Here is a 12,758-nt window from a genome sequence, read left to right on the forward strand (position 1 = left end):
TTCAGTGCAGGTAGCTCGTCCACGAGCGCAGGCGCTGCAGCGTGCGGCCGACAAGCGCGATCGGGTTCAGCGCGCCGTGCGCAAAGACCAGGGCGTGCACCTTGCCGCCCACCCGCGCTGATCGCGGCCAGGCATCCATTCCGTCGGCCAGCTCGATGCGCACCGGAATCCGCCGCGCCGGTTCGAACCAGCGGTTGGCGGGCTGATTCACCACCAGGCCGCCCTGGCTGCTGCGGCCCGGGTCGATGCCCCAGGCGATGCTTTGCACCCGGCCTTCGAAAATCCGCCCCGGCACGGCATCGAACAGCAGGTGCACGTGATCTCCGGGGTCGACCGCGCGCAGCTGGTTCTCGCGAAAATCGACGGTGACCCAGGCCGCCTCGGCGTCGATGAAGGTCATGGCCGGGTTGCCCGACGAAATGAACTGGCCCTCCGAGAGCGTGACGCTGGTGACCACGCCGAAGTGAGGCGCCCGCACCGACGTCGAGGCCAGATCGTACTGGGCACGCTCGAGGCGCGCCTGGGCGGCGAGAATGGCCGGGTTGTCGCGGCCCCTGGGCCCCAGCTCGGCGCGCGCGCTTTCCAGGTTGGCCTGTGCCGAACGCAGGCCGGAACGGGCGTCGGCCAGACGGGCGCGTGCCGCGTCGGCATCGGCCTCGGATACCAGGCCGCGTTCGGCCAGCCGCAGGATCCGGTCGACCTCCGAGCGGGTGGTGTCGAGCTGGCTGCGTGCCTGGGTGACGGCCGCCTGCGCAGCCACCAGCGCGGCGCTGGAGGCGTCGATGCTCTGAGTCGTGCTCGCCAGCTCGGCTTCGGCCTGCGCGACGGCGAGCTCGAAAGGTCGCGGATCGATCCGGAACAGCTCGTCACCGGCCTCGACAACGGCATCGTCATCCACGGTCACCGCCGTGACCTGGCCGCCGATCCGCGGCGCGATCTGGACAACCTGGGCCGAGACCGTGCCGCGCGACGAGCTGGGGGCCAGCCGATCGCTCAGGGCGTAGTACACCACCAGCGCGAGGAGCAGCAGAATGATTCCGATTGCGATCGGTGCGGCCGGATTGCGGGCTTCGGCGGGTTCGGTCTTGCGGGTGTTCGTGTTGTTATCCGGCATCTGGAATCTCCCTGAGCCTGCTCGCTGTCGATGGCGGCCTGGTCTCCAATTGTCGAAGCCCTTGCCGCGGCAAGAAGCGCCGGTATCTGTACCAGGGCATGAACGTAGCTGCGAAAGCGCCGTGCTAGAGTAAATTGTTCTTCGCAGGGTGCCCTGATGGATGGACGCCTGCCGTTTGCAGTGTGTGTCAGCCAGCCGAAGCAATCAACTGAAACCGCCCGATTGGCTCGAAAAAATCAAAAGCACAGGAGTAGGTCTCATGCAGCATCTGATTCGCGCCATCGCCCTGGCTGCGGCCGCCGCGAGCGTCGGCTGCGCGACCACGCCCGCGCAGGATGCCGGCCCGGACGAGCGTCGGCAGCCCTCGCAATCGCCGGCGACGGCCCAGGGCTCCGATCCCGAACAGCTCGGCTGGATGCAGGGTTTTCCGCCGCCTGATGACAAGCTCATCCGCTTTACCGACCCGGATTATTTCTCTTTCCCGAAGCTGCGCTGGACGGTGTGCCACTTTCGCGAGCTGATGCCGACCGTCGGCGTCGATAACAGCAGCGGTGCGGCCCGAGCGCTGCCGCGCGCAATCGATCCGGCGATCGGTGAGGTGACGTTTGCGCCCATGGGCAGCGACAAGACGATGAGCTGGGACGAAGCCTTCGACGCCAACTACAGCGACGGCGTGATCGTGCTTCACCACGGCCGGGTGGTGTACGAACGCTACGCCGGCTGCCTGACCGAGCGCAGCCTGCACGGCGCCATGTCGGTCACCAAGTCGCTGACCGGCCTGTTGGCTGAAATTCTGGTGGCCGAAGGCCGGCTCGACGAGCGCGCCCGGGCCGGCGATCTGATTCCCGAACTTCAGGGCAGCGCCTTCGGCGAGGCGACCGTTCGCCAGGTCATGAACATGACCACCGGCCTGGACTACTCCGAGGACTACAGCGACCCCGACGCCGAGGTCTGGACCTACGCAAAGGCCGGCAGCCCGCTGCCCAAGCCCGAAGGCTACGACGGGCCGCGCAGCTATTTCGATTTCCTGCAGACGGTCGAAAAAAGCGGGCGCCACGGCCAGGCTTTCGGCTACAAGACCGTCAACGCCGACGCGCTCGGCTGGCTGATTGCGCGCACGACCGGTCAGTCGGTGGCCGAGCTGCTGTCCGAGCGCATCTGGAGCCGCATCGGCACCGAGCGCGAGGCGTTCTACACCGTTGATTCCATCGGCACGCCGTTCGCGGGCGGCGGCTTCAACGCCACCCTGCGCGATCTCGCCCGGCTCGGGCAGCTGATGCTCGATGACGGCCGCCTGGCCGGCGACCAGATCGTCCCGCCGCAGGCCATCGCCAGCATCCGGCGCGGCGGCGACCCCGACAAGTTCGCCGTTGCCGGCTACGACACGCTGCCGGGCTGGAGCTACGCGAGCATGTGGTGGAACAGCCATGACGAGCACGGCGCGTTCGCCGCGCGCGGCGTTCACGGCCAGACGATCTGGATCGACCCGGCCGCCGACATGGTCATCGTGCGTTTCGCTTCGCATCCGGTCGCGGCCAATGCCGCCAACGACGCGACCTCGCTGCCGGCCTACCGGGCGGTGGCCCGCTACCTGATGGACAAGAATCCGATGCCCCATGATGATGCGCTGCTGCGCGGACGTGAGTGGATCATCGAGGATGTGGCCGGTCGCGGCGTGATCGACGACACCCGGGCCAGCCTCGAGTTCTTGCCGGACGGTCGCCTGGCGGGCAACGCCACCTGCAACCGCATCATCGGCAGCTACCAGGCCCAGGAAGGCGGGCGCTTGAGCCTGTCGCCGACGGGCACGACGAAAATGGCCTGTCCCGAGGCGTTGATGAATCAGGAGCAAGCCATACTGACGCTCTTGTCGGTCATCGAGCGCTACCGCATCGATTCGACCGGAGCGCTGATTTTGTCGACGATCGAAGGCCCGGTCATCAGGGCCAGGCAACAATAGCTTTGTCGATAGCGGTTGCTGGGCCGGTGGTGCTGCGGGAATCTGCGGGAAAGTCTGCGTGATACGTCGAATGCTCTGGATATTGTTCATTACCGTTTGCGTCAGCCTGCTGGCGGTGATCGTGGCGCGATGGCTGTTCGCGCTGCCGGCCCACCAGGCTGAACCGACGACTGCGCTGGCGCCCGCAACCGCGGGCCGGCTGGCCGAATCGGTGGCCGCGGAGACGTCCCGGCATCCGGGACGGTCCGGTGTCGTGTCGCTTTCCGACGGTGCCAGCGCCTTCGCCGCGCGATTGTTGCTGGCCGATGCCGCCAGCTCGTCGATCGATGCGCAGTACTACATCTGGCACGGCGATCTGACCGGCTACTTGCTGCTCGAACGGCTCAAGCGCGCGGCCGACCGCGGCGTTCGCGTGCGCCTGCTGCTCGATGACAACGGCACCGCCGGGCTGGATGCCGAGCTCGCGGCCCTGCACGCGCATCCCAACATCGAAGTGCGGCTGTGGAACCCCTTCAACCTGCGCACCCTGAAGGCGCTTTCCTACGGCTTCGACTTTTTCCGCCTCAATCGCCGAATGCACAACAAGAGCTTTACCGTCGACAATCGTGTCAGCATTCTCGGCGGGCGCAACGTCGGCGATGAGTACTTCGGCACCGGCTCGGCCGCGCTCTTTGTTGACCTCGACGTACTGACCGTCGGCCAGATCGTTCCTGAAATCTCCCGGGATTTCGATCGCTACTGGAATAGCCGGTCGGCCTATCCGGCTGACCAAATTGTTGCTGCCGGCGAAAGCCGGGATCCGGTCGGCGAGAGCCTGGCGCGTTTCCGCGACAGCGAGCAGATGGCGCATTACCGGCAGGTGGTCGAGGCTTCGAAGTTGTTCGAACAGATCACCAAAGGCGCGCTGGATTTTGAATGGACCCGGGCTACTCTGGTCAGCGATGATCCGGCCAAGGGGCTTGGTGCTTTGCCGCGCAAGGACCTGCTGACCGGTCATTTGGCAGAAGCGCTGGGGGATGTCTCGGAGCGTTTCGACGGGGTATCGCCGTATTTCGTTCCCGGTGAGGAAGGCGTCAAGGCCTTCACCCGTCTGGAAAAACACGGCGTGAGCGTGCGGATGCTGACCAACTCCATGGCCGCCACCGATGTGTTGCCCGTTCACGCCGGCTACGCCAAGCGGCGCGACGATCTGCTCGCGGCCGGGGTGCAACTGTTCGAGCTGCGTCCGGCCGCCGCGCCGGCCAAACCGTCGGACATCCTCGGGCCGTTCGGTTCTTCGGCGGCCAGCCTGCACGCCAAGACCTTCGCCGTTGACGGTGATCGCATCTTCGTGGGTTCATTCAACTTCGACCCGCGCTCGGCACGCCTGAATACGGAAATGGGCGTGCTCATTCACAGCGAGCACATGGCCGGAGGTCTGCACCGGGCCTTCGACCAGGGCCTGGCCGGACTGGCCTGGAAGGTCCAGAATCGCGGCGGTGGGATGGTCTGGACCGACGCTGCTGACGCCAATGCTGCGCCGCTTGAGCGCGAGCCCGGCAGCAATGCCTGGAAGAATGCCGCGATCACTGTGGTCGGCTGGCTGCCGGTCGAGTGGTTGCTTTAACCTCTGCTCAGCCCCGCGTTTCTTTCCAGAGCCACGCGGTCCAGCACCCGGGTCCAGGGAAAGTGCGGGCCGGGATCGAGTTTGCGGTGGACTTCGATGGCTGCATCGTCGCTGGCCGCGACCGTTCCGGTATCCAGCTCGTCGTGGCCGGCGATATGGCGCAGCCCCGGCAGCCTGGATCGTAATTCTGACAGCAGCAGGATCAAGGCCTCGATCTGGGCGGTGCTGTAATCTTCCGGCCAGTCCTGATGGCGGCTGTCGAACCAGTCGGGCCAGCGCCCGCGGTTGACCAGTTCGATACCGACCGAGTTCCGGTTGTGGCCGCGCACGTGGTGCGCCACCCGCTCGAGCGCCACCCACTGATGAACCGAACCGTCGCGGTCGATGTAGAAATGCCCGCTGTTGCCCGTCTGCGAACCTTGGTAGTGAATCCGCTCGCCGTACTCGCGCGCCGTTTCCAGATCCGGCAGCTCGGTGGCGTGAATCACCACCAGCTCGATCGACGCGAGCGGGCGCTCGTCGAGCCGGTCGACGTAGCTCAGCGGGTTGCAGTTCATGTCCAGCGGTACGGTAGTAGTCATGGCCCAAGAAATTCCATTCCGTGAATTCCGTGTCTTCCGTGGTTCAGGATTTCTTTTTCCGAAGTTTTCGCTTGGCGTCTTTGCGTTTCAAGGGTTTTGATTTTCAGCTGTCACTTGCCCGAGATGCGATCGCATCCAGCGCGGCGTCGAGGCGTTTGCGATCAAACCATGCCCCGGCGCGCATCACGCCCAGGATCGAGCGCGTATTGTCGATATCGTCCAGCGGATTGTTTTCGAGCAGCACCAGGTCGGCCACGCAGCCCGGCTTAAGGCATCCGCGGTTGGTTTCGCCGAGGTATTCGGCCACGTTGGTCGTGGCGGTTGCCAGCGCCTCCGCCGGGCTCAGGCCGGAGGCGACGTAGAGCGAAAGCTCATGGTGAATGGCATCGCCGGGCACGCTCAGGATCTGCGGCGAGTCGGCGCCGGCCAGGATCATCGCGCCGGCCTCGTGCAGGGCCTTGATGAGCCTGCGGCGCAGCTCGATATAGCGCTCGGCATTTTCTTCGGAGCTGTAGCTTTCGCGCATCCGGCCGATGCGCTCGCGCCAGCGCGCGGCGGTGTCGGCCGCAATCCAGCGCATGGCGTCACGGTTCATCAGCGCCTCGATATCGCCGGTGGCCCAGTTCTCGATCAGGCTCTGGGTGGGCACGTTGGCGATGCCTGCATCGGCCGTGCGCCGCGCCAGTTCGGAGATCTGGCCCGCGTCCATGGCCGCGATCAGGTTTGCTCCGAACAAGCCGGGGTCGCTACCGTGGAGCTCATGGTTTTCCGGCACCATCTCCTGAGCATAGCCGTCGAGATGATCGATCGTGCCCTGGCTCGACTCCAGCACGCGATCGAGGCCCACGGCCACCGAGACGTGCCCCGAATAGCCGATGCCCAGCGCGTCGGCGCTGCCGGCGATGGCATCGAAGGCTTGCGGCCACAGGCCCGGGTGCAGCTTGAGAAAATCGTAGCCGGCCTCGTGCTGGGCCAGCACCATGCGCCGGGCGTCCTCGGCCGACGAGACCGAGCCGCCATTGAACGACGGGCCGGAGGTGATCAGGCGCGGGCCGGGAGTCTGGCCGTCGGCCAGCTTCTGGCGAAGCGCCAGATGGCCGGGCTCGCCGAGCATGCCGCGGATGGTGGTGATGCCGTGGGCCAGCCACAGCATCAGGGTGTCGTGAACGTGCTGCTCGCCGTCGAGCATTGGCGGTACGTGTGCGTGCATTTCCGCCAGGCCTGGAATCAGGTAACCGGCGTCGCTGACAACCTCGCTGGCAACGGCGGTGTCAATCGAATCGGCCGCGACGATGAAGCCATCGCGAACGCCCAAGTGCATCGGTTCGGACACCGTCGCCCGGTCGATATCGACCAGGCGAACATTTTCGAAAACAAGGCTCTCGCCATGAGCGAGCCCGGCAAGCAGCGCTGCGGTCAGGACGATGGATACTCGGCTCCACATGGTTGGCTCCTCGCGCAAGAACGATCGAATGGCAGCTTCGAGTGTAACGGATGTCTCCCCGCGCGCTCGAAAGTGGGGCCCTGGTGCCCGGCCGACTTGCCGCATTCAGCCCCCTCCAGTAAAGTGCTTGCGGCTGATATCGGCCTGCAGACTGTATCCATTTTGATCGCCAACCCGCTCGAACGTCTGTTGTCGCGCTCCCCCCAGGACTGGGAGTTGTCCGCTGCTGCCCTGCACAGACAGCTTCGGCGGGAGCGGGCGCTGGTGGAGGAGTTTGCCAGCCGTGTGCCGCCGATTCCGCTCGTTCAACACCGCACCGGGCAGGATGACTCTGCGCTCGGTACCGCCGCGTTTGCCGATCTCGAGGCCCGGCCGCGCCGGATCTTTCCCACCGATGATCCGGCGGTGACATACGTGGAGCTGACGTTTCGCTATGCATCGGCTGAGGGGGATACGGCACACGAGCTGAATCTCGGCCATACACGGCTGTATGCGCGCATCGAGGATCCGCTCTACCTGGAAGGCCGTGGTCATACGGTGGAACAGGTTCGCGACTCCGAACGCTTGCGCTCGGCCTACTTTCGGCGCGTGTTTGCGCTCATGGCCGTACAAAGCGACTGCAATCTCGAGCTGGCCGAGTGGTTCAACGAGCTGATCCTGCCCGAGAGAGATGCAAGCGAGTTCGATCTGCTCGCGGCGATCCAGACCTTCAACCACAATATCGTCAAACAGCGGCGTTCTCCCGGCGGCGGGCGCGATGCCTTTCAGCGCGCCATGCATGATTACGACTTCAGTGCGCATACCCCCGAGGAAGGACCGATTTCCCTGCGCCTGTCGGTGCGTCCCCACCGACAGGAAGACGGCAGTCATTCACAGTCGATCACGCACGTGCTGGTGGGCAATTCACGCGGGCCTGCCTTGCGTACGGCCAGCGGCAAGGTCATGTTCGCGGCGGCCGGCGGAAACGTGGAGCGGCATTTTCGCGCGTTTGTCGAAAGCCGCAGCGCCGAGCGGCTCAACAGCCTGGAGCGGCGCTCATGGCGCAAGAATGCCGAAGAGAGAATCTGGGGCGGGCCCGGCGAGTGCGAGGCCTGGTTCCACAACCACGAGTCCTTTGTCATGAAGGGGCTGGAGTGGTCGCTGGAGCGAGACAGCAATGACGCGCCCAGGGTGGTTGGCAGCCACCGCAACGTGGCGGTCTACCGCAGCGGTTCGCATCGGGTCGCCGTCAAGGCGGTGCCCTTCGAGTCAGCCGGCGATCTGGTCCGTCTGGCTCAGGCGCATCAGTACGTTCACGGGGTTCAGGTGCCGGCGCTGATGGCGCAGGCAGACAGCTGCCCGGAGCTTGCGGGCGAAATCCTGGCTGCCGCCACCGGGCTTCTCAGCGAACGCAGGTATACGCGCGACATTTTTCCGGCCTCGGCCATGAAACTCTTCGAGCAGAACTGGACCCGCTTGTTCACCCGCAATATCGGGCCGTTGCTGCACCAGGTGACCGTGGACTATGAACACAAGCTGATGCTGACGGTGCTGGATTGGAGTGAGCACGGCATGCTGTCGGACATGGTCGCCCGCCGCCGCCTGCTCGAGGACTGCTCGCTCAGCCATCGACTGCGGATGGCCGCCAACCTGTTCCGCAATGGCTACCAGTTGCTGCAAGATGACGTCACGCACAGCGATCTCAAGCCGGAAAATATCGTCAACCAGCCCGGGCCCGCCTATCGCGCGCTCAAGAAGGCACGACACAAGGGTTGGGAGAGCCTGACCATTCCCGAGCTGGAGGGGCTGATGGATGGTGAAGCCACCTTCGAAGGAGATTTCTCCGGCATTCATTTCGGGCGCGAAGGAGCCATTGACAACCTGGCGAAGGGCGAGGGCCTGCCAACCTCGATTCGCTACTCGAGCTGGAAATTCACCAGCCTGGGTCTGAGCGAAGGAACGCAGCCCACCGCGCTGCGGCAGCAGAAGGGGGTGCTGCCCCGAATCGATGCGCTCTTGCTGGAGCAGGATATTGCCAACCGCGGCACGACGGCGTGGGAAATCGTTTACGGCTCGCTCATCGACTGCCTGCCGCCGGAAGAAGAAGCACGGCGTCTGCGGCGTCGGAAAAGCGCTCAGGAGAATGTTGCCCGCCATCTGGCCGAGGCCATTCGTCTCAAGCGGCAAGGGCGCGTGGACGCGGGGGTGATGCAGCAGCTCGAAACGGCAATGCAGCAGTGCGACAGCCGCCTGCTGGATGTCGTCAGCCTGCGTTCGGAGACCGTCAGCGACAAGAAGCGAATCACGCCTCTGGTGCAGCACGCCAGGGACAACAGCAGTGGCCTGGCTGTATGGCTGGACCCGCGGGTGATCGAGATGCTCGACCATCTGGTCTGCGATTTCCGCCGCGACCAGGTCACGCGCAGCCGGGTGGCAAAGCTGTATCGCACGGCTGAAACCCTGCTGCGCGCCGAAGCAACCCGACTTGAGCGCGCTGACCGCCAGACCGCCAATGCGCGGCGGCGCCGGATGCTGTCCTACCTGCAGGTCAATCGTCTGCACTTCAATCCGGACTGCGGTCTTCTCGGGCTGGCTGAACTGCCACGGCAGCTTCGGGAGTTTGCCGAGCTGGTTGATCGGGTTCCCGACGCACGCGCGGCCCTCCGCGAATTCACCACCACCTGGAACAACATCCGCCTGTGGGACGTGAGTGTTGTCGAGGCGCTGGAGGAGCTGCGACAGGCGCGGGGCGGTGAGCCCGGCGCCGGCGACAGCGGCCGTGAAGAGCTCTACCAGCTGGTACGCTCGACGCTGCTCAGCGAGCACGCCAGGCTGGTCAGGCTGGAGTCCCGCGTCGACGAACAACGCATGCAGCCGCCGTTTCTCGGTCTGCTCGAGCGGCGGCGCATTCGGCTCTACGACGCCGGTGGCAAACTGCGCTTCAGCCATACTGTCGAGGCCTGAACCGCCCGCCGCCTGGGAATCGTGGTAGCGTGCAATGCATGCAGATGATTGCCAGATACCCTTCGCGTTCACAGGCCGAGGAGCGCGCCGCCTTCCTGCGTTCACGCGGTATCGTTACTCAAGTCACGGACATGACCTCGTTGCGGCTCAATCTGGCGCATCGGGGCCGGTTTCGGGCTGCGCTGTGGGCGGTGCTGGGCGAGCAGGCCGAGGATGCCGCTGCCTTGCTCGAAGATGCCGATCATCGGGCCACCACCGCGCTCGACGAGCACGAGCTCCAGCGGTTCGAAGACGAGGGCGCGGAGATTGCCCGGCGCACGCTGATCCGCTGGCTGACGATCACGGCGTTGGGTCTGGCTGCACTGGCAGCGCTGATCGTGGCGCTGGGACTGTAACCGCATGCCGGAAGGGCCGGAGATGTACCGTGCCGCGCGCGATATCGCCGCTGCGGTGGGGCAACGCCCGCTGGAAGAGGTATGGTTTGCCTTCGAGCGCCTGAAGCCCTGGTCGCAGCGCTTGATTGGCCAACCCCTGGCACGGGTCGAGACGCTGGGCAAGGCATTGCTGCTGTGTTTCGCTGATGACACCACGATCTATACCCACAATCAGCTCTACGGGCGCTGGATGTTCGCTGCGGCCGGGCGCCGCCCCGATACCCGCCGGCAGCTGCGCCTGGCGTTATCCACCGACGAGCGCTCGGCGCTGCTCTACAGCGCCTCGGAAATCCTGGTGATCGAGTCCGGCAGGCTCGGCGAGCACCCCTTCATCGCCCGGGCCGGTCTGGATATCCTTTCCAGCGGCGCGGAGGTCGAGCGCGTGGCCGAGTGGATCAGCCAGGATCGTTTCGGCGGCAAGCGTCTCGGCCATCTACTGCTTGATCAAGGCTTTCTGGCCGGCGTGGGCAATTATCTGCGCTCGGAAATCCTGTACGTCGCCGGCTTGCACTGGCAGCATCGACTGCGCGATCTCGACGATGCTGCGTTATGGGGGCTGGCGGCAGCCGCCCATGGGCTGATGTGGCGCTCGGCCGAGACCGGCGGGCTGACCAACGATCCCGATCGCATCGTGCAACTCGAGCACGCCGGCTGGCCGCGGCGTGACTATCGGCATTACGTATTCAATCGCGACGGTCAGGTCTGCCATGCCTGCAATACGCCGATCGAGCGCATCAGCGTCAGTGGTCGGCGCCTGTATTGCTGTCCGAGCTGTCAGGCCCGGCGGCGTGCTTTTTGATTGGCCGGTCTCGCCAGCGCTCGGCCACGCGCAGCGCGTGCGCCGTGTCACGGGCAAAGGTCAGCTGGCGGCTGACGCGGCGAATGCCGGCCCGCCGAAGCTTGACGATGATGCGCGGCTCGGCGTGGGTGACGATCAGGCCGACCTTGCGTTTGGCAAGCTGCTCGAGCATGGACTGGAAAACGACAATGGCCGACATGTCCATGCTGGGCACTTCGCGCATGTCGAGGATGACCATTTGCACTTCCGGTTCGAGCCGGTGCAGGGTGGCCAGCGCGCGTTCGGCCGCGCCGAAGAACATCGGCCCGCGCAGCCGGTAGGCGGCGAGGTCGGTTGGCAGGTCCCGCGGCAGGCCGCCTTCCTTGCCGATCATCGGCTGCGAGGCGGTCACGTCGGCCATGCGCTGAATGAACAGCATGGCCGCCAGCCCCACACCCACGGCCACGGCCACCACCATGTCAAAGACCACCGTCAGGCCGAAGCAGGTCAGCAGGATGGCAACATCTCCGCCCGGAGCGGTTCTGAGTATGCGCAGGAAGTGTCCGGCTTCGCTCATGTTCCAGGCCACGACCAGCAGCAGGGCAGCCATCGACGCCATGGGCAGTTGCGACAGGATGCCGGCCAAGAACAGCATCGCCAGCAGCACAACGGCGGCGTGTACCATCCCCGCTACCGGCGACGCCGCACCAAAGCGCACGCTGGTTGCGGTGCGCGCAATGGCAGCGGTCGCCGTGATGCCGCCAAACAGGGGGGCGACCAGGTTGCCGATACCTTGACCGACCAGCTCCGAGTTGGGGCGGTGTCGGGTCCCGGTCATGCCGTCGGCAATCACGCCGCACAGCAGCGACTCGATGGCGCCGAGCATGGCGATGGCCAGGGCCGGGCCAAACAGGTTGCGCAGCAACGCGAAATCAAGCTGCAGCGGTGTGCCGTCCGGGCCGGGAAGATGCCACGGCAGGCTGAAATGCGGCAGCCCCGGCGGAATGCCCTGTCCGGAGACGCCGCCCAGCTCGTAGCTGAACTGGCTGGCAATCGTGGCCACTTCGAAGCCCGGCCAGTAACGCGCCGCCAGCCAGGCGCCCAGCCCGGCAACAAGCAGCGCAATCAGCGGCGAGGGTACGGCACTTTTCAGGCGCGGCCAGCCCAGGAGAATGCCCAGGGTCAGCAGGCCCACGGCCAGGTCCTGAAAACTGGTGCTCGGCAGTGCCAGCACGATGTCGTGAACCTGCTCCAGGAAATGCCCACCTGATTCGGTGGCAACCAGTCCGAGCAGATCGCGAATCTGCAGCGTGGCGATCACCACCGCAATCCCGGCGGTGAAGCCGACCACCACCGGATAGGGAACGAAACGGATCATTCGGCCCAGGCCGGTGGCGCCCATCAGCACCAGCAGCAGGCCGGCCATCATCGTGGCCAGCAGTAATCCGCCCAGGCCGTGCTCGGCAACCACCGGCATCAGTACCACCACGAAGGCGGCGGTGGGGCCGGAGATGTTGAAGCGCGAGCCGCCCGTGACAGCGATCAGAAAGCCGGCAACAATGGACGTATACAGACCGTGCTGCGGCGGCACGCCAATGGCAATTGCCAGCGCCATGGCCAGCGGAATGGCCACGATGCCGACGGTCAGCCCGGCAAGAATGTCGCGTTTGAGTTCGTTGAGCCCGTAACCGGCGCGCAGGGTGTCGATCAGGGCTGAAAAAGGGGATCGATCGAGAAAGTTCGAGGGTGCAGTCATAGGCCCCTGATTATAGCGCTGGAGAGTGCCGGCCCGCGTCTGCGCTTGACTCGGTCGGCGTCAGCCGACAATCTGGTCGCCACCCGGGATCGTGAGCGCCATCCCGACGACGGCTTGCCAGCCTGGCGTACGCAGCAAAAGA

9 protein-coding genes are annotated in these 12,758 nt (G+C 65.4%); 5 read left to right on the forward strand and 4 right to left on the reverse strand.

Translation table 11 applies throughout. The annotated features are described in order from the left end of the window. Position 1: 1 nt before the first annotated feature. Positions 2-1,114, reverse strand: coding sequence for an HlyD family secretion protein (locus ACEWQZ_RS04630; RefSeq protein WP_476481894.1), 1,113 nt, complete (start codon positions 1,112-1,114; stop codon positions 2-4). A 259-nt stretch (positions 1,115-1,373) separates the two neighbouring features. Between ACEWQZ_RS04630 and ACEWQZ_RS04635 the strand changes: the two genes are divergently transcribed. Both ACEWQZ_RS04635 and ACEWQZ_RS04640 read left to right on the forward strand, forming a co-directional pair. Beyond that, a complete protein-coding gene (locus ACEWQZ_RS04635) occupies positions 1,374-3,074 on the forward strand; it encodes a serine hydrolase (protein ID WP_476481895.1) in 1,701 nt (566 codons plus the stop codon). Positions 3,075-3,144: 70 nt separating this feature from the next. Beyond that, a complete protein-coding gene (locus tag ACEWQZ_RS04640) occupies positions 3,145-4,680 on the forward strand; it encodes a phospholipase D family protein (RefSeq protein WP_476481896.1) in 1,536 nt (511 codons plus the stop codon). Here the strand turns inward: ACEWQZ_RS04640 and ACEWQZ_RS04645 are convergent. Further along, complete coding sequence (locus tag ACEWQZ_RS04645; protein WP_476481897.1) at positions 4,677-5,261, reverse strand: N-acetylmuramoyl-L-alanine amidase; 585 nt, start codon at positions 5,259-5,261, stop codon at positions 4,677-4,679. The two genes, ACEWQZ_RS04640 and ACEWQZ_RS04645, sit on opposite strands and share 4 nt — an antisense overlap. 103 nt (positions 5,262-5,364) lie before the next feature. Continuing rightward, on the reverse strand, positions 5,365-6,705 hold the full coding sequence (locus ACEWQZ_RS04650; RefSeq protein ID WP_476481898.1) for an amidohydrolase family protein: 1,341 nt from the start codon (positions 6,703-6,705) through the stop codon (positions 5,365-5,367). A 96-nt stretch (positions 6,706-6,801) separates the two neighbouring features. On the opposite strand from ACEWQZ_RS04650, the gene ACEWQZ_RS04655 reads away from it, so the two are divergent. The 3 genes from ACEWQZ_RS04655 to nei are packed head-to-tail and all read left to right on the forward strand — an operon-like array spanning position 6,802 to position 10,881. Beyond that, a complete protein-coding gene (locus ACEWQZ_RS04655) occupies positions 6,802-9,648 on the forward strand; it encodes a hypothetical protein (protein WP_476481899.1) in 2,847 nt (948 codons plus the stop codon). 44 nt (positions 9,649-9,692) lie between these two features. Then, entirely contained in the window at positions 9,693-10,043 is a 351-nt protein-coding gene (locus tag ACEWQZ_RS04660; RefSeq protein ID WP_476481900.1) for a hypothetical protein, read from the forward strand. Between the two features lie 4 nt (positions 10,044-10,047). Then, on the forward strand, positions 10,048-10,881 hold the full coding sequence (gene nei, locus ACEWQZ_RS04665; protein ID WP_476481901.1) for an endonuclease VIII: 834 nt from the start codon (positions 10,048-10,050) through the stop codon (positions 10,879-10,881). Here nei and dauA read toward each other — a convergent pair. Continuing rightward, positions 10,823-12,616, reverse strand: coding sequence for a C4-dicarboxylic acid transporter DauA (gene dauA / locus ACEWQZ_RS04670; RefSeq protein ID WP_476481902.1), 1,794 nt, complete (start codon positions 12,614-12,616; stop codon positions 10,823-10,825). The genes nei and dauA overlap by 59 nt on opposite strands. Between the last annotated feature and the right edge of the window lie 142 nt (positions 12,617-12,758).

This window comes from Wenzhouxiangella sp. YN1, assembly GCF_056324145.1.